This is a genomic window from Chelatococcus asaccharovorans, assembly GCF_003201475.1.
GTDB lineage: Bacteria > Pseudomonadota > Alphaproteobacteria > Rhizobiales > Beijerinckiaceae > Chelatococcus > Chelatococcus asaccharovorans.
The window spans coordinates 163032-182255 of record NZ_QJJK01000002.1 but is presented as its reverse complement, the minus strand read 5'-3'; the positions used below and the strand labels follow the sequence as shown (position 1 = coordinate 182255).

At 64.5% G+C, this 19224-nt stretch carries 17 protein-coding genes; 8 read left to right on the top strand and 9 right to left on the bottom strand.

Annotated elements, in window-relative coordinates:
• Positions 1-7 precede the first annotated feature (7 nt).
• From C7450_RS05440 to C7450_RS05430, 3 genes are read left to right on the top strand one after another with little or no spacing between them, the layout of a single operon-like run.
• Positions 8-1513, top strand: coding sequence for a class I adenylate-forming enzyme family protein (locus C7450_RS05440; RefSeq protein WP_110373392.1), 1506 nt, complete (start codon positions 8-10; stop codon positions 1511-1513).
• Positions 1514-1541: 28 nt separating this feature from the next.
• Complete coding sequence (locus C7450_RS05435) at positions 1542-2633, top strand: NAD/NADP-dependent octopine/nopaline dehydrogenase family protein (protein WP_110373765.1); 1092 nt, start codon at positions 1542-1544, stop codon at positions 2631-2633.
• Positions 2630-3619, top strand: a complete 990-nt coding sequence (locus tag C7450_RS05430; protein WP_110373391.1) for a 3-hydroxybutyryl-CoA dehydrogenase — start codon at positions 2630-2632, stop codon at positions 3617-3619. Before C7450_RS05435 ends, C7450_RS05430 begins: the two co-directional genes overlap by 4 nt.
• 213 nt (positions 3620-3832) lie before the next feature.
• Here the strand turns inward: C7450_RS05430 and C7450_RS05425 are convergent, their stop codons facing one another.
• From C7450_RS05425 to hutC, 9 genes are all read right to left on the bottom strand, one after another.
• On the bottom strand, positions 3833-5131 hold the full coding sequence (locus tag C7450_RS05425; protein ID WP_110373390.1) for an LLM class flavin-dependent oxidoreductase: 1299 nt from the start codon (positions 5129-5131) through the stop codon (positions 3833-3835).
• Positions 5132-5462: 331 nt separating this feature from the next.
• Entirely contained in the window at positions 5463-5987 is a 525-nt protein-coding gene (locus C7450_RS05420) for a TIGR02444 family protein (RefSeq protein ID WP_170147073.1), read from the bottom strand.
• Positions 5988-6087: 100 nt separating this feature from the next.
• Positions 6088-7497 carry an FAD/NAD(P)-dependent oxidoreductase gene (locus C7450_RS05415; protein WP_245449495.1) on the bottom strand — a complete coding sequence of 470 codons (1410 nt, stop codon included), beginning with the start codon at positions 7495-7497 and terminating at the stop codon, positions 6088-6090.
• Positions 7494-7802 (bottom strand): (2Fe-2S)-binding protein, encoded by a 309-nt coding sequence (locus tag C7450_RS05410; RefSeq protein WP_146227266.1) that lies wholly within the window; start codon positions 7800-7802, stop codon positions 7494-7496. Before C7450_RS05410 ends, C7450_RS05415 begins: the two co-directional genes overlap by 4 nt.
• Positions 7786-8901: an NAD(P)/FAD-dependent oxidoreductase gene (locus tag C7450_RS05405; RefSeq protein ID WP_110373387.1), complete on the bottom strand. Its 1116-nt coding sequence runs from the start codon at positions 8899-8901 to the stop codon at positions 7786-7788. Before C7450_RS05405 ends, C7450_RS05410 begins: the two co-directional genes overlap by 17 nt.
• Positions 8901-9647, bottom strand: coding sequence for an aspartate/glutamate racemase family protein (locus C7450_RS05400; RefSeq protein WP_110373386.1), 747 nt, complete (start codon positions 9645-9647; stop codon positions 8901-8903). The genes C7450_RS05405 and C7450_RS05400 overlap by 1 nt, the downstream gene beginning before the upstream one ends.
• A 25-nt stretch (positions 9648-9672) precedes the next feature.
• Complete coding sequence (locus tag C7450_RS05395) at positions 9673-10281, bottom strand: UbiX family flavin prenyltransferase (protein WP_210206371.1); 609 nt, start codon at positions 10279-10281, stop codon at positions 9673-9675.
• Positions 10282-10292: 11 nt separating this feature from the next.
• The gene (locus C7450_RS05390) at positions 10293-11618 is read right to left on the bottom strand and encodes a UbiD family decarboxylase (protein WP_110373384.1); all 1326 of its coding nucleotides are present in this window, start codon (positions 11616-11618) and stop codon (positions 10293-10295) included.
• Positions 11615-12403, bottom strand: a complete 789-nt coding sequence (gene hutC, locus C7450_RS05385; protein WP_110373383.1) for a histidine utilization transcriptional repressor HutC — start codon at positions 12401-12403, stop codon at positions 11615-11617. The genes C7450_RS05390 and hutC overlap by 4 nt, the downstream gene beginning before the upstream one ends.
• A 258-nt stretch (positions 12404-12661) precedes the next feature.
• Here hutC and C7450_RS05380 point away from each other — a divergent pair, with 258 nt between their 5' ends.
• From C7450_RS05380 to C7450_RS05360, 5 genes are all read left to right on the top strand, one after another.
• Positions 12662-14158: an aldehyde dehydrogenase gene (locus tag C7450_RS05380; protein WP_110373382.1), complete on the top strand. Its 1497-nt coding sequence runs from the start codon at positions 12662-12664 to the stop codon at positions 14156-14158.
• 98 nt (positions 14159-14256) lie between these two features.
• The gene (locus C7450_RS05375) at positions 14257-15951 is read left to right on the top strand and encodes a thiamine pyrophosphate-binding protein (RefSeq protein WP_110373764.1); all 1695 of its coding nucleotides are present in this window, start codon (positions 14257-14259) and stop codon (positions 15949-15951) included.
• 141 nt (positions 15952-16092) lie between these two features.
• The gene (locus tag C7450_RS05370; RefSeq protein ID WP_110373381.1) at positions 16093-17106 is read left to right on the top strand and encodes an ABC transporter substrate-binding protein; all 1014 of its coding nucleotides are present in this window, start codon (positions 16093-16095) and stop codon (positions 17104-17106) included.
• Between the two features lie 153 nt (positions 17107-17259).
• Positions 17260-18360 (top strand): ABC transporter ATP-binding protein, encoded by a 1101-nt coding sequence (locus tag C7450_RS05365; RefSeq protein ID WP_110373380.1) that lies wholly within the window; start codon positions 17260-17262, stop codon positions 18358-18360.
• Positions 18357-19220: an ABC transporter permease gene (locus tag C7450_RS05360; RefSeq protein ID WP_110373379.1), complete on the top strand. Its 864-nt coding sequence runs from the start codon at positions 18357-18359 to the stop codon at positions 19218-19220. Before C7450_RS05365 ends, C7450_RS05360 begins: the two co-directional genes overlap by 4 nt.
• Positions 19221-19224: the final 4 nt, after the last annotated feature.

The window sequence follows — 19224 nt, the reverse complement described above, 5'->3', positions numbered from 1 at the left end:
AAAACGCATGGATCTGTCGGATCTCATCGACCGCAACGCGGCCTTCACGCCCGACAAGCTGGCGATCCGCTTCGAGGGCGCGACACTCACCTATCGCGACCTGTCGCAGCGGATCGCCGCAACGGCGCGCGCGCTGAAGTCGCATCTCGGCGTGGGGCGCGGCGACCGGGTGGCGATCCTCGCCGCCAATCATCCCGACTATCTCGTGCTGCTCTATGCCTGCGCGCGGCTCGGGGCGATGCTCGTGCCGATCAACTGGCGGCTTGCGGTGCCGGAGCAGGTGTTCATCCTCACCGACGCCTCGGTGAAGGTGCTGTTCGTCGAGGAGACCTACGCGGCTGTGCTTGCTCCCCTGGCCGAGGCCGCGCCGGAGACGCGCGTCGTCGGGCTTGAATTCGCCCCCCCGGATGCGATTGCCTTCGACGAATTCCTGGCCGTGGGCACGGGTGACGGACGCAATCCCCATATCGATTATTCCTGCCCGCTCCTGATCGTCTACACGTCAGGCACAACGGGGCGGCCGAAGGGAGCGGTGCTGCGGCAGGAGGCTCTGGTGTGGAACGCCGCCATGAGCCTGCACATGCACGGCCTGACGAGCGACGACCATATCCTCACGGTGCTGCCGTTCTTCCACGTGGGCGGCCTGAATATCCAGACGACGCCCGCGCTGCAGCTGGGCGCGACCGTCACCATCCATCGCCGTTTCGCGCCCGACGCGACGTTGGCGGCGATCGCCAAGGACCGTCCGACGCATACGGTGCTCGTGCCCACCACCATCCAGGCGGTGGTCGAACACCCGCATTGGGCGACGACGGATCTCTCCAGCCTGCGGGCCTTGTCCACCGGCTCCGTCAACGTGCCGCAGCCGCTGATCGACGCGGTCGCTGCGCGCGGCATCCCGGTGCTGCAGGTCTATGGCTCGACCGAGACCTGCCCGATCGCCGTCTACACGCGCCTCGGCGGCGCGCCGCGCGGCACCTCGACCGGCCTGCCGGGCCTTCATTGCGAGGCCCGCATCGTCAATGACCAGGGCGCGGAGGTGCCGCATGGCACCGCCGGTGAGGTCGTCGTGCGCGGGCCGAGCGTCTTCTTCGAATATTGGGGCAACGAGGCCGCGACGGGCGAGGCCTTGAAGAACGGCTGGTATCACACCGGCGATATCGGCACGCGCGACGCGGACGGCTATTTCCACATCCATGACCGCAAGAAGAATGTCATCATCTCGGGCGGGGAGAATATCTATCCGGCCGAGCTGGAACGTGTTCTCGGCGAGCATGCCGCGGTCGCGGAAGTCGCGGTGATCGGCGCCCCGGATCCGCGATGGCAGGAAGTGCCGGTTGCCTATGTGGTGGTCCGCCGCGACTGCGCGGTCGACGCCGAGGCGCTCATCGCCCATGCGCGCGACAATCTCGCCCGCTTCAAGGTGCCGCGCGAGATCGTCTTCGTCGACAGCCTGCCGCGCAATGCCATGGGCAAGGTGCAGCATTTCATTCTCAAGCAACAACAGGCGTGATGGGAGATCCCTGATGAAGATTGCCGTGATGAAGATTGCCGTTCTTGGCGGAGGCAACGGCTCGTTCGCGGCGGCCGGAGATTTCGCGCTTGCGGGCCATGACGTCCGGCTGTGGCGGCGCGACGGGGAAGCGGTGAAGGCCCACAACGCCGCCGGCCGCACCATTGCGATCAAGGATTTCGCAGGTCGGCACGAGGCGACCGTCGGGCTCATCACCGATGATATCGCCGCCGCCGTGCGTGATGCCGAACTCATCGTCTGCCCGGCGCCCGCGACCGCCCAGCCCGATATTGCGCGCTGGCTCGCCCCCCATCTCACTGACGGCCAGGTGGTCTATCTGCCGCCGGGGACTTTCGGCTCGATGATCTTCGCCAAGGCCGCCCATGATGCCGGCAACCGCGCGGCGGTCGCCTTCGCCGAGACCGGCACGCTGCCCTGGCTGACGCGCAAGCACGGCCCCTTCGAGGTGGCGATCACCGTGCGCGCGAAGCGCCTGCCGACCGGCGTCTTCCCGCTCACGCGCAAGGCCCATGCGCTCGACGTCATCGGTCGGGCCTTTCCGGGCGTGATCGAAGATTGTGGCGATGCCCTGTCCGGCGCGCTGATGAATGCCGGGCCGATCATCCACCCGCCGCTCATCACCATGAACGCGGGGCCGCTGGAGCATTTCCCCCGCTGGGACATCCACAAGGAGGGCACGCAGCCCGCCATCCGCCGCGTGACCGATGCGCTCGATGCGGAGCGCATCGCCATTCGCGAGGCTTTGGGCTACGGCGGGCCGCATTTCCCGCTCGCCCATCACTATGCGCGCGAGGGCGAGGAATGGATGTATGGGCGCGGCTCGCACGACCGGCTCACCGATTCCGGCGACTGGCGCGAAAACATCGTGCTGACAGAGCATCGCTACATGATGGAGGACACGCGCATCGGCCTGTCGTTCTTCCGTTCGGTCGGGGAACTGGCCGGCGTTGAAACGCCGTTGATGCGGGCCTTCACGGCGATCGGCGGCGCGGTCTGCGGTCAGGATTTCATGCAGACCGGCCGCACGCTTTCCGGCATCGGCTTCGGCAACTACGACCGCGCCGCGCTGCAGACGCTTTTGAGGAATGGTTTCCAATGAGTGGGCGCGAACGCATCGCCTGTCTCGGCGCCGGCCGCATGGGACGCGGCATCGCCGCGGTCTTTGCCTATGCCGGCCATCCCGTCGCCATCGTCGATCTCAAGGCCCGCCCGGCCGAGGATTTCGCGCGCCTCGCGGCCGAGGCGCTGGGTGAGGTGCGCAGCACGCTTGGCATGCTGGCGGAGCTCGGCCTGTTTGACGGCGCGGCCGTCGATCAGCTTGCGGCAAGGGTTTCGGTGGTGCCGGAGGCCGAGGCAGGTGCCGCGCTGTCCGGTGCCGCCGTGATCTTCGAGGGCGTGCCGGAGGTGCTCGATCTCAAGCGCGAGGCGCTGGCCAGGGCGTCCCGGCTCGCCGGGCCGGAACCGATCATCGCCTCGACCACGTCCACGATCCTCGTGGACGATCTCTCCGGCGCGGTGGAGCATCCCGAGCGATTTCTCAATGCCCATTGGCTCAACCCCGCCTATCTCGTACCGCTGGTCGAGCTGTCGCCGGGCAAGGCGACGGATCCGGCCGTCACGGCGCGGCTGCGCGCCTTGCTGGAGGCCGTCGGCAAGGTGCCGGTGACCTGTGCCCCGAGCCCCGGCTACATCGTGCCGCGCATCCAGGCGCTTGCCATGAACGAGGCCGCGCGCATGGTCGCGGAAGGTGTGGCCACGGCGGAAGAGCTCGACAAGGCCATCAAATATGGATTCGGTTTCCGTTTCGCGGTTCTGGGTTTGCTTGAGTTCATCGACTGGGGCGGCGGCGATATTCTCTACTATGCCAGCCATTACCTGGCGAAGGCGCTCGATGACCAGCGTCATGCGCCGGCCGCCATCATCGAGCGCAACATGGCGGACGGCCGCATCGGCTTGAAGACCGGCAAAGGGTTTCTCGACTACGAAAATCTTGACATCGATGCCTATCGCCGCGAGCGCCTCAAGGCATTCGCGGCCATGCTCGACCAGTATGGCCTCAGGCGCCCGCCTGTGCTGGATGACTAGGCTCAATCGACATTCAGCGTCCTCCGCCGTCATGGCCGGGCTTGTCATTGAAGTTGGGCTTGCCCGACTTCGACTTGACCAACGCGGAACTCGGCAATAGCTGAGTTCCGTTGCCATCCCGATGAACCGAGGCACCTTTCCGATGGAGATCACCGGGACAAGCCCGGTGATGACAATGTAACTCTTGCGCCAATTCTTGAATGTCGATTGAACCTAGCGCGTCGGCGCGGCCGGTCGCGGCAGGCCGAGGTGATCGCGCAACGTCCGCCCGGTATAGTCCGTGCGGAACAGGCCGCGCTTCTGGAGGATGGGGACGACGTGATCGACGAAGTCGTCGAAGGCGCCGGGGAACCAGGACGGCATGACATTGAAGCCGTCGGCAGCACCGGCGACGAACCACTCCTCGAGCCCATCGGCCACCATCTCGGGCGTGCCGACGAGCAGGCGGTGCCCCATGGCCGCCGCCGCATAATCGCGCAACTCCCGCAGGGTCATGTTCTTCGCCTTGGCCATCGCGGTCAGTGTGACGGCGTGTCCCTGCATCATGCTCGACGGCGGCAGATCGGGAACCGGGCCATCGAGCGGGTAGTCCGACAGATCCTGCCCGAGGCGCTCTGACAGAACCTTGAGTGCCGATTTCGGATCCATCATCTCGACGAGCATGGCGAGCTTTGCCTTGGCGTCGGCCTCGGTCTCGCCGATGATGGGCGAAACGCCGGGCATGACCTTCATGTGGTCGGGATTGCGGCCTGATTGGCTGGCGAGTTCGCGGAGATCGGCACGGAAAGCTTTCGCCGCATTGAGGTCCTGCTGGACGGCGAAGACGATCTCGGCAATCGAGGCGGCAAGCGCCCGGCCGGCATCGGAGGCGCCTGCCTGGATGATGACGGGATGGCCTTGCGGCGGCCGCGAAATATTCAACGGCCCTTTGACTGTATAGAATTCGCCCTTGTGGTCGAGGACATGCATGCGCGACGTATCGGCGAAGCGGCCCTCGCGCTTGTCCATGACGATGGCGCCGTCATCCCAGCTGTCCCAGAGGCCCTTGGCGACCTGGACGAATTCCGTCGCGGAGGCATAGCGCTGGGCATGCGGGGGATGGTGATCGCGGCTGAAGTTCAAGGCCGCTTCAGGAAAGGCGCCGGTGACGACGTTCCAGGCCGCACGCCCGCCGCTGATGTGATCGAGCGACGCGAACAGACGCGCGAGATTGTAGGGCTCGCTGTAGGTCGCTGACGCCGTCGCCGCGAGCCCGATATGGCTCGTCGTCATCGCAAGGGCGGACAAAAGTGTGAGAGGTTCGAGCCGCACCATCATGGAGGGATGCACGTTCGGTCCGGTATTCAGTGCATCGGCAAAGAAGATCAGATCGAATTTTCCGCGCTCGGCCGTCTTTGCGACGTGCTGCAGCAGGCTCAGGTCTTCGGCATTACCCCAAGAGTCGGGGAGCTTCCAAGCGGATACATGGTGTCCCGTTCCGAGAACGAACACGCCAAGATGCATCTGGGACATTTCCCACCTCCATTTATTCTGAGACGGCGCGACGCGGGCTCCGATCTTGGCTGCCATTCTGCACGATTTGAATATTACTTCAAATATTTTCTATTATAATAAAATTCGGGTACTGCTCGGGGCGAGCCGGTTCAAGTTTGAAATGCTCCGCGCGGCGGCATCCCGCGCGGAACCTGTCGTTCAGGAATTTGATTATCATTCAAATTTTGCCTGCGTCCGGGGCACGACATCGCGCCGTCGGCGCGCCACACGCGGTGCTTCAAGATGTGTGTGGGGCGGGGCCGGCAGAGGGCGGAGGCAGATGACGGCGGCGTTCGCTCCGAGCTACCCGTTACCGCCGGTCGATCGTTTTGACGGCGTCGATCACCGTCGCGAGCGCCTGCTCAACCGCGGGTAGCATGCCAGCTTGGCCATGCGAGGAAACCAGCAGGTTGCCCAGGGCCTGCGCGAGCGGCAGGCCTTCCTTCGGCAAGCCTTCCTTGTCTGCACGTGCAGTGAGCCAGCCATAGGCCATCGCGAGCTGCAACTGTTCGGCCTTGAGCTCGACGGCTTTCACCGCATCACGCAGGGCCTCCTTCTCCGCGTCGAGGACCGGCAGCGGTGCCTTCAGGAAGCGGCGGGCGGCCCGCAGTGGCAGCACCGCGCCGGTGCGCCAGTCCGCCATGGCCTCGTGCAAAGCGCGGATTTCGTCCGCGCTCAGTGGCGAACCGACGTGGTCGGCATAGGCAATGACGATGAGATGGATGACGTCGACGCCTGCCTCGTCCTGCAAGGTCAGGCAGGCCTGCGATACGCCGGGGCGGCCGTAAAGGTCGAGCGCGAAGTCCCAGAGCGGTGTCTTGAGGGGGGAGGTCATGGCGCGGCTCCGGTCCAAGGGCTCCAGCATGGATCCGAGAAAGTCGTTCGACCTCCGGATGACCCCCATGCGGGAAAATCACGAATCAACCCTTCGGATCTTAGCCCTCCCGTTCCACCGCGCCAGCCGCCCCTGCGAGCTCGCCCACCGTAATGGGCTTCAGCGGGCTGCGGATGTGGTAGTAGCCCGTCTCCGCCGGGTCGAGGCCGGTTTCGCGCGCGAACACCGCGGTCACGGTGGGTCCGCACAGCCGGCCCTGGCATGGTCCCATGCCGCAGCGCAGGAAGGCCTTGGCCTGGTTCGGGCCAGGCGCGCCCTTATTGGCGACGTCGCGGAGTGCTCCCGCCGTGACGACCTCGCAGCGGCAGACGGTGACCGCGTCGGGCGGGTCGAGAACCGCGGCCCGCGGCTGATAAAGCCTGTCGAGAAACGGGCGGGCGGTGAGATGCGCGCGTCGCACGCGCCCGGCCTCCGCGATGCGGCGGTCGCGCGCCTCGTCGGTCAGGCGCCCTAGATCGTGGAGGGCCGAGAGCGCCGCGATCGCCCCATCCTGGGCACTCGCTTCCGCACCGATGATGCCGCCGGCATCGCCGGCCACGAAAATGCCGGGCTTCGACAGGCGGCCGGACGCGTCGTGCCGTGGCCGGAAACAGCGCTGCGCTTCGTCGAAATCATGCGCGACATCGAGAGAACGCGTCATCTGCTGGTGCGGAATGACGCCCTCATGCAGCCCCACCGTGTCGCACGGCAGGCGATGGGCGCGTCGGCCTGTGGTGAAGCGGACCGCCTCCGCACGGCCGTCGCCTTCGATGGCGATGTCCCGCACATCGCGATAGACCGGCACACGCGCCAGGCGCAGGGCGGCCAGCAGTTTCACGCCCTTCGTGAGATAGCGCCAGCCTTCGCCGCCGAGCGCGCTCGGCAGGAGGGGCAAGGCGCTCCACATCTGCCGCGTCGGCGCCGTATCGAGCAGGGTGAGATCCTTGACGCCCGCCGCTACGCATTGGCGTGCGAAGAGATAGAACAGCGGGCCGCTGCCCGCGAGAACGAGGCGGCCGGACGGGGTGAGCCGCGCCGATTTGAGCAGGATCTGCAGGGCGCCGATGGTCATCACCCCCGGCAGCGTCCAGCCCGCCGTCGGGGCCGGCCGTTCCATGGCGCCGGTCGCGACAATGATCGCGCTCGCCCGGACGGCCGCAACCGTGCCGGCGGTCCGCGTCCAGACCGTCAGATCATCGTCGATGCGCCAGACGAGCGTGCTGAGGGCCAGTTGCGCGGGGCTCGCCCTGAGCCGGTCGACCAGCATCCCGCCCTTGAGATAGTCGGGCCCGAGGATACGGGCGAGCGCCGGATCGGCGCGGTTGCGCTCGATCGCGCGATAGATCTGGCCGCCGAGCTCCGCCTGCTCGTCCACGAGGAGCGTGCGCACGCCGCCCTCGGCCAGCGTCGACGCAGCCGCCATGCCGGCCGGCCCCGCGCCGATGACGACCGCATCCCAGGGCTCGCTCACAACGCGCCCTCCGGCAGGAGCCGGGCACCGGCCTGCCGGCGGATCCGCATGCCAGGCTTTGCGGCGACGAGGCAGGCCTGCTGATTCTGCCGGCCGTCGATTTCGACAAGGCATTCGAAGCAGACGCCCATCATGCAATAGGGCGCGCGCCGCGAGCCATCGACGGGATTATCGCGGACATCGGCGACCCCCGCGGCGAGCAAGGCTGCTGCGACCGTGTCCCCGGCTCGAAACGGGATGGCCTGTCCGTCGAAGGACAGGGCGCCGGCCGTACCGTTGTCGCCGCCGTCAATGCGCCTGAACATCGAACCGATCGCTCCGGAAATAGGAAACGGCCTCGGGCAATGTGCCGGCGGCAAGCGCCGGGCCGAGGATGAGGGCATGGGCGCTGCAAAGCGTCACGCCGCTGTGGCAGGTGGCGCTGTAGGCGCCCGGGCAGCGCTCTGATTCCTCATAGATCGGCATGCCGTCGGGCGTCATCACCCGCAGCGACCCCCAGCTCCGCACCACGCCCACCTCTGCGAGCTGGGGGAAGGCGCGGATGGCGGAGGCACAAAGGGCCGCGCCCGTGCTGACGTCCGTTGCCTCGCTGAAGCCGGCCTCCTCGTGGCTGCTGCCGATCAGGAAGGAGCCTTCCACGGTTTGCCGCACGCCGGATCCGACATAGGGAAAGAACGGCTTCACCCGCTCGGTCACGACGATCTGCCCGCGCTCGGGCCGTACCGGCATGGCGAGGCCGACCTCGGGCGCGAGCTTCGCCGCACCGAGCCCTGCCGCGATGACGATGCGCTTGCCAGCCACGCGGCCACGCGGGGTCTCGACGGCGAAAGCGCCTTGGTCCCGCCGGACTGCGGTGGCTGGCGCAGCTGACCAGTAGTGACCGCCGCGGGCTTGTAGCCCCTGCTGCAGGGCGCGCAGCAGATAAAGCGGGCTCACATGCGAATCGAGGGTCGAATAGGCGCCGCCGATGACCTCGGGTCCGATGGCGGGAACAAGCGCCTCGACGCCGGCGCGATCCATCACCGTAATGGCGATGTCGCCGCCGTCGGTCCGTGTCTCAGCTTCGATGCGCCGGCATTTCTCAATATCGGCTTCGGAGAAGCAGAATTGCAGGCCGCCCGGCTGGCTCCAGCCGATATCGATCCCCGTTTCTTCGACGAGAAGGGTCGCGAACTCGCGCCAGAGATGTCCGGCCTGGAGCGACCAGCGCATATAGGGCGGCTTGCCCACCCCCTTGCCCTGAAGCCAGATCAGGCCGAAATTGCCGCGCGCCGCACGGAAGGCGACGTCGCCCTCATCGAGAAGGATGACATCCGCGCCGGCCCGGCTCGCACCCCAGGCAATGGCGGAGCCGATCAGCCCACCCCCGACGACGATGAGGTCATGGGTCGACGTCGGCGGCATCAGCGCGCCCGCGTGGCATCGTCGAAGCGGCGCGGCTTGAGCCCGGCATACATCCATTCGACCAGCGAGACGATATCATAGACCGGCAGCCCGAAGGTTTGCCGGATAGCGGCGGAGAACGGGGGCAGGTTGGCGCATTCAGATACGATGGCGCCGATCGACGGGGTTTCCGTCAGCATCCGCTCCACCACCTCCAGAACCTCGCGTTCCTGCGCGGCATGGTCGGCAAGGGGGGCGTTGTCGCGCATATGCGAGCGGATCGGGCCATCGAAGGGGAGTTCCCCCATCGGCAGGCCGAGGGGCGCGCCGCTATTGCGGAAATGCGCGTCCTTGAGGGCGGCCTTGTCGGACACGATGATACCGACCGTCTGTGCCTCGGGCAGGAGGGACAGGGCAAGCGGGATCTGCATCAGGCTCGATGTGGCGATCGGTACCGGGCTGTAGCGGCGCAACTCCGGGTGCACGGCCGCGAGAAAGCCGCAACTCGTCGTGATGCCCGCGACGCCTGTGCCAACAAGGTCGTCGATCGCCTCGTAGAAGCGCGCAAGTGCGTCAGCCGGGTTGCCCGCGATGACGTCCTGCGGGCGCACGCCGCGCACCACGCGAAACTGGACGGGAAACGGCCAGGTCTCTGCATTCGCGACGTCGCCGGGCAGGCGATGAAAGCGCGTATCCAGCACCATGATGCCGACTGTCGTGCCATGCACGGGACGGGGGCGCTCGATGCGAGCCGATGGGAATGTCATGACGCGGAAGTCTCCAGGCATGCGTTCAAGGCAAGTCGGGATCGGCCTTGCGGGCTGCCGCCATGCCCGCCCAGCGGCGGACCGAACCCGTCTCGATGTCGAACAGATCGAGCGCCCGTCCGACCGAATGGTCCACCATGTCCGCCAAAGAGGTGGGCAGGGCATAGAAGGCCGGGACCGGCGGCATGATGATCGCCCCCATCTCGCTGAGTGCGGTCATCGTACGCAGATGCCCCAGGTGGAGCGGTGTCTCGCGCACCATCAGCACGAGCTTGCGCCGCTCCTTCAGGACGACGTCGGCAGCGCGGCTCATGAGGCTCGAGGTGACGCCGGTCGCGATCTCCGACATCGTGCGCACCGAGCAGGGCGCGATCAGCATTCCGAGCGTGCGGAACGAGCCGCTGGAAATCGACGCGCCGATATCGGCCACGTTATGCACGACGGTCGCCTTCTCGGCGAGCGCGGCCGGCGCAAGCCCGAGCTCCTGCGATAGTGTGAGATGGGCGGAGCGCGTGACGACGAGATGCGTCTCCACCCCCGCGGCCTGCAACAGGTCAAGGGCGCGGACGCCATATATGGCCCCGGATGCGCCGCTGATCCCGACGATGATGCGTTGTGGTTCTGCTCCAGTCATCCCGTGTCCCATCAGGCGTTCGGGAACCAGTCCGCCAGATTGACCGTGTCGGCAAGCCTAATCTTCTTGCGCTCGAATTCCTCACGCCGGTTGAACGGCTTGGTGGCGTCGATCAGGAGACGGCCCCAGTGGTCCTTGGCGTCGTCGCGATAGAAGGACGGCGTCTCAGGGATGATCAGCATGTCCTTATCCGGCCGGCAACGGGTGAGGATTGCCCACATCACGTCATCCATGTCGTAGATGTTCACGTCGTCATCGACGACGGTGACCACCTTGGCCCAGATCGGTTCGGCGCCGATGGTGGCGAGCATGACCTGGCGGGCATGGCCCTCGAACTGCGGGTCGATCTTGATGATCGCATGGGTCACGAAGGGCTGGCAGGTGACATCGAGGATGCCGGGCAGGGCCGCACTCAGGCGCTGATAGATATTCGCGGAGACCGATAGTTCCAGCGTCAGCACCTCCTCCGGCGAGCCGCACAGAATGCTGTGGAACACCGCGTCGCGGCGCACGGTGACGCCAAGCACCTCGAAGACGGCGTTGGGGCCCTCGGGCACATAGTAGCCCATGAACTCGCCGAAGGGGCCCTCGGCGCGGCGCTCGTTGGGCAGGAAGCGTCCCTCGATGACGATTTCGGTGTCCGCCGGCACCTCGAGGTCGATGTACTTGCACTTGCGCATGGCGATCGGCGCGCCCTTGAGGCGCGCGGCGACCTCGAGCTCGTCGACGTCATAGGGCAGGGGGGCGGCGGCGGTGAGGAAGGACGTCGCCGGGGCGCCGATGAGCATCGCCGCCTCCAGCGGCTTGCCCATCTTCTCGGCCTTTTCGTGATAGATTGTGAGGTGATGGCGCGGGGCGAGACGGCAACGCAGCTCATCGTCGCTGACATACATCGAGCGATGATAGGAGAGGTTGCCGACGCCGGTCTCCGGATCCTTGGCGATGAACATCGCCGAGGTGAAATAGGGGGCCGCATCCCGGTCTGAATAAGTAATGAGCGGTAGATCGGATAGTTTGCATTCGATCAGCCCGTCGTCTTCAACCCTGGCGAACGGGTCGGCTCCAGCGGTTCCCTTGCCGAGAGCAGCCAGATTGCTCCATTGCCGGCAAAAATCCTTCGCGTCGATGCCGATGACCTCGGCGAGGCGCTCGCGCGAGCCATAGACATTGGTGACGACTGGAAAGCGCGTCCCCTTCACCTTGTTGAAGAGAATGGGCTTGTCCCAACGCTTCTGCGCTGCGGCGGTGACGGCCGCCAGCTCATGAAACGGATCGATCTCCTTGTCGACGACCAGAAGATCGCCGCGCGCGCGCAAACGCGCAATGTAGTCCCTCATCGAATTCTCCGGGGGGATGCGTTCATTGGTGTGGAGGACGCCGCGCCCGACCGCGCACTACTTGTGGTGGCTTCATGGGAGCTGCGAAGACGATAGCGATCTCCGGGATAGAGAAAGCGGCTGCGCGTGACGGGGATGTCACCGCGCCAGGTGCGGCGATCGAGGAGCAGGCACGGCTGGTTGCCGTCGATCTGCAGCGCAGCCCGGCTCTCCTCGTCCGGGCGGATGGCGCGGATCGTGTTGTCGACATAGGTGACTTCCGTCTCCCGCAGGAGATAGGCATGCGGCGTGATGCGGGTGAAGTCCTGCTTCAGATAGTCAGGCGCTTCCGCCGCATTCACGAACCGGTCCTCGATCTGGATCGGCGTGCCATCCTCCTTGTGCAGGAGGCGCGAGTGGAACACCGCTCCCCCATTCGGCACGGCGAGAAGGCTGGCGAGGCTGCTGTCGCGGGGCAAGGTGCAAAGTGATATCACTTCGCAGGTATGCACGCCGCCGCCATCCTCGATCTCTTCCGATACGTCGGGCAGCTCGAAGATAGCGCATTGCATACGCGGGCCGATGACGAAGGTGCCGCGGCCCTGGATGCGGACCAGCATCCCCTCGGTCTGGAGTTCACGCAGCGCGCGGCGAACCGTGAGCCGCGATGCGCGGAACTCCTCGGCCAGTTCCTCTTCGCGCGGAACTTGAAAGTCTGCCGGCCACTCGGCTGCACGGATGCGCTTCTCGATCGCCGATTTGATCTGGCCGTAAAGGGGCTGCGTTACGGGAAGCTGCTCGCTCATGCGCCATCCAGCGGTGCGAATAAATGGATATCACTATTCACACGATACGCCGCGCTTTAGACAATTGTCCAGTCTGCCATTCCAATGAATTTGCCTTGCAGGCGCTTGACAGCAGGTTTTCAATGATATCACTATCCATAAAAGAGATATCAAAACGATCACTCAATGATAGATTATGTGGCGGCCGCAGCGGTGCAGCGCGCGATCGGGGATAGCCGTGCGGGCCGTCGGCTCGGTTGAGTTGTGGGAGAGTGTTGAATGACATCGCATGCGGGCGAGCTGCCGCGATTGGATATGTATATCGGAGGCGAGTGGGTTAAACCCGCGTCGGGTGAGTATTTCGAGACCGTCGATCCCTTCACCGCGCGTCCGTGGGCCATGGTCGCGCGCGGTGGTGCGGCGGATGCGGACCGGGCGATCCAGGCCGCACACAAGGCTTTCAAGGAAGGCCCTTGGGGCAAGATGCACCCCTCCGAGCGCGGCAAGCTCATCTATCGCCTGGGCCAGCTGATCGAGGAGCATGCGGACGCGCTGGCGGAGATCGAGGTTCGCGACAACGGGCGTCTGCTGGCCGAGATGCAGCACCAGATCCGCTATATCCCGAAGTGGTTCTATTATTATGCCGGGCTTGCCGACAAGATCGAGGGCGTCGTCCATCCCTGCGACAAGCCTGCGCTGAGCTTCTCGCGGCCCGAGCCGCTCGGTGTCTGCGTCGGCATCGTGCCCTGGAACGCGCCGCTCCTCTTACTCTCGCTCAAGGCGGCGCCGGCACTGGCGGCGGGCAACACCATCGTCATGAAGCCGGCGGAATATACCTCCGCGACGGCGCTCAAGCTCATGGAACTCGTCGAGGCCGCGGGCTTCCCGCCGGGCGTCATCAATGTCGTCACAGGCTTCGGCAAGGAGGCGGGCGAGCCGCTCGTCACGCATCCGCTGACGCGCCATCTCGGCTTCACCGGTTCGACCGCGACGGGTGCCTATCTCTATTCGCTCGCGGCCAAGGATGTGAAGCGGGCTAGTCTTGAGCTCGGCGGCAAGTCCCCGAACATCGTGTTCAGCGACGCCGACATCGACAATGCGGTGCGGGGCGTGGTCGGCGGCATCTTCGGCGCCGTTGGCCAGACCTGCATCGCCGGGTCGCGCTTGCTCGTCCAACGCGGCATCCATGATCAGTTCGTGGAGAAGCTCGCGGCCTTCTCGAAGTCGGCCCGCATCGGCAATCCGCGCGATATCACGACCCAGATCGGGCCGATCGCCAACCGCATGCAATATGACAAGGTGCTCGGCTATATCGACATCGCGCGGCAGGAGGGGGCGGAACTGGTGTTGGGCGGCAAGCGCCCCGACATTGCCGAATGTGCCGAAGGCTTCTTCATCGAGCCGACGATCTTCACCGGCGTGAACAACGAAATGCGCATCGCCCGCGAGGAAGTCTTCGGCCCGGTTCTGTCCACCATCATCTTTGATGAGATGGAAGAAGCCGTCGAGATTGCCAATGACAGCGAGTTCGGCCTTGCCGCCGGCGTCTGGACGGCCAACATGCGCCAGGCTCTGCGGATGTCCGAAATGCTCGAGGCGGGCAGCGTGTGGGTGAATACTTACCGCGACATCTCCTATACGACGCCCTTCGGCGGATACAAGAAGAGCGGCATCGGCCGCGAGAACGGCGTCGAGGGAATTCGCGAATATCTGCAGACCAAGGCCGTCTGGCTGTCGACCGCCGAAGAGATCGACAATCCCTTCGTCATCGGGTGACAACACGACGACCCGGTTACGACACAGTGACGTTATACGGAAGGGCGGCCGCAGCAACGGCCTCCTTTCCCATCCCGTCCGTTTTGGAAAGCATGGCCATGATGACCAAGCGCAAAGGCAGTGAAATTCTCGCAGATGAGCTTAAGCTCAACGGGACGGATATCGTCTATCACGTGCCGGGAGAAAGCTTCCTCTGCGCGCTCGATGCGCTTGGCGTCCGCCATCCCGACATCCGCGCCATCAGCTGCCGGCATGAGAATGGCGCCGCGCAGATGGCGGAGGCCTATGGCAAACTGACGGGACGACCGGGGATTGCCTTCGTCACCCGCAGCCCCGGCGCGACCAACGCGGTGAACGCTGTCCATACCGCCTACCAGGATTCCTCCCCGATGATCCTCATCGTCGGGCAGGTGAAGCGCGCCTTGATGGAACGTGAGGCCTTCATGGCCTATGATTTCCGCACACTATTCGCGCCCATGACGAAGTGGGTCGCGCAGATCGATGATGCAGCGCGGATTCCGGAGTTCATCCAGCGCGCCTACCAGACCGCGATGACCGGGCGGATGGGGCCCGTGGTGCTCGTCATCCCCGAGGATGTGCTGGAAGAAGACGCCACGGTTCCCGCCGGAAAGCCGAGTGTGCCGGCCTCGGCCGGGATCCCCGCGCCGGACGACATCGCGCGCATCTTCGCCATGCTGGCCGAGGCCGAGCGGCCGCTCCTGATCGTCGGCGGCTCCGGCTGGACGGAAGCGGCGCGCGACAACGTGCAGGCCTTCGCCACACAAAACAACGTCCCGGTCGTCACCACATTCCGCCGCCGCGATATCATTGATCACCGGTTGCCGTGCTACGTCGGCGAAATCGGCATCGGATCCAACCCGGCCTTGCTGGCGCATATCAAGAATGCCGACTTCGTCATCATGTGCAACGACTCGCTGAGCGACGTGAATACGATCGGCGCCGGGTATATGGAGGGGTTCACACTCTTCAATATTCCGGTTCCGCAACAGAAGATCGTGCATGTCACCAGCAGCTTTGCCGAGCTCAACCGCGTCTTTCAGGTCGAGCTCGCCCTGCTCGCCGACAACGACGGCTTCACCGCAGCACTCGCCGTCCACGCACCCACCTCCTCAAGCGCTTGGGCCGGATGGACGGCGACGCTCCGCGAGACCTTCGATAGCGAGACGCGGCCCGGACCGTGCCCAGGCCCCATCGATCTGCCGCAGATCATGAAGTGGCTGCGCCAGCGACTTCCGGAGGATGCCATCGTCACCAACGGCGTCGGGGCCTATGCGACGTGGAGCCAGCGCTATTTCGCCCATTACAGGCTGCACACGCAGCTCGGCCCTATCAGCGGCTCGATGGGTTACAGCCTGCCGGCGGCGATTTCCGCCAAGCTTCTTTATCCCGCGCGTATCGTCGTCGATTTTGTCGGCGACGGCTGTTACCAGATGAGTTCGGAAGAGCTGGCGACCGCCGTACAGTATGGCGCCAATATTATTGTCGTTCTCTTCAACAACAATATGTACGGCACGATCCGTATTCATGAGGAAAATCGTCTGGAAGGACGGGTCAACGGCACGCAGCTCGTCAATCCGGATTTCCATGCACTCGCGAAGGCCTATGGCGCCCACGCGGAGCGCGTGACCAAAACCGAGGAATTCGCACTGGCATTCGAGCGTTGCCTCGACGCCGGCAAGCCCGCCCTGATCGAGATGTGCATCGACCAGGAGGCTATCCACGCGCGTTATTCCCTGAGTGATCTCAGGGCGCGCCGCGAGGCGAAGCGCTGATGGCACCGTCGCCCTAGGGAGACGGCGCGCCTCGGCAGATCATGCAAGGGTTATTCAACCTCTCCGCCAGAAGAGAGGCAGTGCTACCGGGACCGAAACGGCCCATCGCCATCCAAAGGGGATTTGGACATGAAAAAATCAATGTCAGCGTTGCTCCTTGCTGGAGCTCTCGGTGTATTCGCGCAGCCGGCCTTCGCGCAGGACTGCACGCTGCGTGTCACGACCTGGGGCGGCAGCTACCAGAAGACCTACGAGTCCGTGGCCAAAGCCTTCGAGGAAAAGGAAAAGTGCAAGATCGAGTGGGTCGTCGGCGCGAGCCCCGACCATCTCGTGAAGTCCCGCCTCGGTCAGGTCGATGTCGCCACGAATACATTGCTGAACTCGATTGCCGGCGAGAAGGAAGGCCTCTGGATGGAGCTCGACAAGAGCAAGATCCCGAATATGGCCAATCTCTATAGCAACGCGATCTATTCGCCCTATACCGTCTTCGCGAATGTCGGCGACTATGTGCTGGCCTACAACACGGACAAGGTGAAGGCCGCGCCGACATCGTGGGATGAATTGTGGAAGCCGGCCTACAAGAACCACGTGGTCATCTACGGCTTCGAGCATATCCCGACGCTCAGCCTGACGGTCCTGCAGGCCCAGAAGAACGGCGGCAGCATCGACAATATCCAGCCTGGGCTCGACAAGATGGCGGCGCTCGTGAAGAGCGGCAATCTCATCGGTTCTCTCGATGTGGAGAGCCAGATGGTGTCGCTGTTCCAGACCGAAGACGCATGGCTCGGCATGCTGGCGACCGGCCGCATGAAGGAACTCCTCGAGAAGGGCGCCAAGAACGTCAAGTTCGTGCGGCCTGAGGAGGGGACATTCCCGCTGATCACCAGCGTCAATATCACCAAGGCGGCGAAGAACCCGGACAAGGCGCAGGCGTTTGTCAATTATATCCTGAGCCCTGAGGTGCAGCTCGCTTTTGCGACACGCAATCTTTACGCGCCGACGGTTCAGAATGTCACGATCCCTGCCGACTTCGTCTACAAGGATCTCCTCGTGCAGAACGAGCAGTTCAAGCGCCTCTTCCTGCCGGATCAGGAGAAAATCACGGCCAACAAGGCGAAATGGCAGAACGAGCTCAACAAGATGACGAGCAAGTAACATCTTGACGCCAACCGCCGGGAAGCCAAGGGGGCTTCCCGGCCACGCCCCTTTATCCCTATGCTTTGCAATCGGTCCAGCGCGGTAGCCAGTCTGCCGTCTGTGGTCGTCGCGCACCGTCAGCGCCGGATGCATCCTGGAGAGCGTTTTGAAATGAAGACTGTCGCCGACAAAGCCATCCAGGTTGAAGGCGTTTGTAAGCGCTATGGCCAGGTCGCGGCCGTGAACAACGTGTCCTTCGATGTTCACCACGGCGAGTTCGTATCGCTGCTCGGGCCAAGCGGCTGCGGCAAGACCACAACCTTGCGCATGATTGCCGGTTTCATCATGGCGTCCGACGGTGCGATCCGCGTCAACGGCCGCGATGTCACGCATCTGCCGCCGGAGAAGCGCGAGGTCGGCTTCGTCTTTCAGAACTATGCGCTGTGGCCGCATATGACGGTTGCGGAGAACGTCGCTTTCGGCCTGAAGCTGCGCAAGCGCGACAAGGCCTTCATCAAGCGCAAGATCGAGGAATCGCTCGCCGTCACGGGCCTGTCCGGTTACGAGGCGCGTTTGCCGCGCGAGCTGTCCGGCGGCCAGCAGCAACGCGTGGCGCTGGCGCGGGCGCTGGCACTGGAGCCGCAGTTGCTGCTGATGGACGAGCCGCTCAGCAACCTCGATAGGGCGCTGCGCGTCGCCATGCGGCGCGAGCTCAAGCAGCTCCAGAAGCGCCTGAACATGACGACCCTCTATGTCACCCATGACCAGGAGGAAGCGCTGTCCATGTCGGACCGCGTCGTCATCATGAGTGGCGGTGAGATCGCGCGCATCGCGCGCCCCTTCGAGGTCTATGAGGATCCCCAATCCGAATTCGTCGCCGACTTCGTGGGCACGACCAATTTCTTCGACGGCACGGTGGCCGGTGTGGCCGATGGCATCACGACGGTGCGGGTGGGGCCGTCCCTCGTGCTCCACGTCGGCAGCCACATTCAGGTGCCGACGGGCGCGGACGTCCGGGTGTTGCTGCGGCCCGAGCGCGTGCGCATACTCGCCGCCCAGCAGGAGGGCGCAAACGTCTTCAAGGCGCGTATCGACTTCGTCGAGTATTTCGGGCCCACCATCCGCTATACCGCGCAGATCGCGACGGGTGAGAGCCTGTATATCGAAACCCACAACAACAGCCGCGCGGCTGACATCGGCGATCACGTGTGGGTAAACATCGAGCCGGACCACTTCCGCTTGATCGAAGGCCGGAGGCGGCGGGCGTCATGAAGTCGCGCGGCGCTGCTACACTTCTCGCCCCGGCCGTTATCGCGCTCACGATCTTCGTCGTGCTGCCGCTGCTGTGGGTCGTCCGCACCAGCTTCAACGAGACCGTCGACGGCGCCTATATGGTGTCGGCCTTTACCTTCGACAACTACACGCGCTTTCTCGGCTCAAGCTGGTATCTCATCAATACGCTCTGGTTTTCCATCCGCGTCGCCATCGTCACGACGCTGATCTCCGTGCTTCTCGGTTATCCCGTGGCGCTCTACATCGCGCAGACCCGCGGGTTGCAGCGGAGCATTCTGGTGACGATGGTCCTGTCGCCGCTGCTGATCGGGCTCGTCACCCTCGTCTACGGCTGGATCGTCATCTTTCGTGGCGGTGGCCTCCTGAACTCGCTGATGATCGCGCTGCAGGTCTATGATGAGCCCGTGCGCTACATGTGGGACCTGAAGGGCGTCATCATCCTGCTCGTCTATATCGGGATGCCCTATATCGTATTGTCCCTGCTCGATTCCATCGAGCGCCTCAATCCCTCCTTCGTGGAAGCGGCACGCAATGTCGGGGCCAATCGCTGGACAGCCTTCTGGCGGATCACGTTCCCCCTGACCCTGCCCGGCCTCTATGCGGGCCTCGTCATCGTCTTCACCCTGAATTTCTCGGCCTTTGCCGTGCCGCTGATGGTCGGGGCGAACGATACCCAGATGATCGGTCTCGTGATCTATCGTGAAGCGCTCCTCAACAATGACCTGCCTTTCGCTTCAAGCCTGTCGGTCATCATGATTGCCGCCAACGCGACCATCCTGATGGGCATGGCCTTCGTGTTCGGCAAGCTCATTCTCAACAGGCTGGAGGTCAAGCGATGAGGAC

Coding starts and splice junctions, on each gene's coding strand:
- C7450_RS05370 (WP_110373381.1), top strand. CDS start 16,093: ATGTCAGCGTTGCTCCTTGCTGGAGCTCTCGGTGTATTCGCGCAGCCG.
- C7450_RS05390 (WP_110373384.1), bottom strand. CDS start 11,618: ATGAGGGACTACATTGCGCGTTTGCGCGCGCGCGGCGATCTTCTGGTC.
- C7450_RS05395 (WP_210206371.1), bottom strand. CDS start 10,281: ATGACTGGAGCAGAACCACAACGCATCATCGTCGGGATCAGCGGCGCA.
- C7450_RS05440 (WP_110373392.1), top strand. CDS start 8: ATGGATCTGTCGGATCTCATCGACCGCAACGCGGCCTTCACGCCCGAC.
- C7450_RS05435 (WP_110373765.1), top strand. CDS start 1,542: ATGAAGATTGCCGTTCTTGGCGGAGGCAACGGCTCGTTCGCGGCGGCC.
- C7450_RS05420 (WP_170147073.1), bottom strand. CDS start 5,987: ATGACCTCCCCCCTCAAGACACCGCTCTGGGACTTCGCGCTCGACCTT.
- C7450_RS05380 (WP_110373382.1), top strand. CDS start 12,662: ATGACATCGCATGCGGGCGAGCTGCCGCGATTGGATATGTATATCGGA.
- C7450_RS05375 (WP_110373764.1), top strand. CDS start 14,257: ATGATGACCAAGCGCAAAGGCAGTGAAATTCTCGCAGATGAGCTTAAG.
- C7450_RS05425 (WP_110373390.1), bottom strand. CDS start 5,131: ATGTCCCAGATGCATCTTGGCGTGTTCGTTCTCGGAACGGGACACCAT.
- C7450_RS05410 (WP_146227266.1), bottom strand. CDS start 7,802: ATGTTCAGGCGCATTGACGGCGGCGACAACGGTACGGCCGGCGCCCTG.
- hutC (WP_110373383.1), bottom strand. CDS start 12,403: ATGAGCGAGCAGCTTCCCGTAACGCAGCCCCTTTACGGCCAGATCAAA.
- C7450_RS05400 (WP_110373386.1), bottom strand. CDS start 9,647: ATGACATTCCCATCGGCTCGCATCGAGCGCCCCCGTCCCGTGCATGGC.
- C7450_RS05430 (WP_110373391.1), top strand. CDS start 2,630: ATGAGTGGGCGCGAACGCATCGCCTGTCTCGGCGCCGGCCGCATGGGA.
- C7450_RS05365 (WP_110373380.1), top strand. CDS start 17,260: ATGAAGACTGTCGCCGACAAAGCCATCCAGGTTGAAGGCGTTTGTAAG.
- C7450_RS05405 (WP_110373387.1), bottom strand. CDS start 8,901: ATGCCGCCGACGTCGACCCATGACCTCATCGTCGTCGGGGGTGGGCTG.
- C7450_RS05360 (WP_110373379.1), top strand. CDS start 18,357: ATGAAGTCGCGCGGCGCTGCTACACTTCTCGCCCCGGCCGTTATCGCG.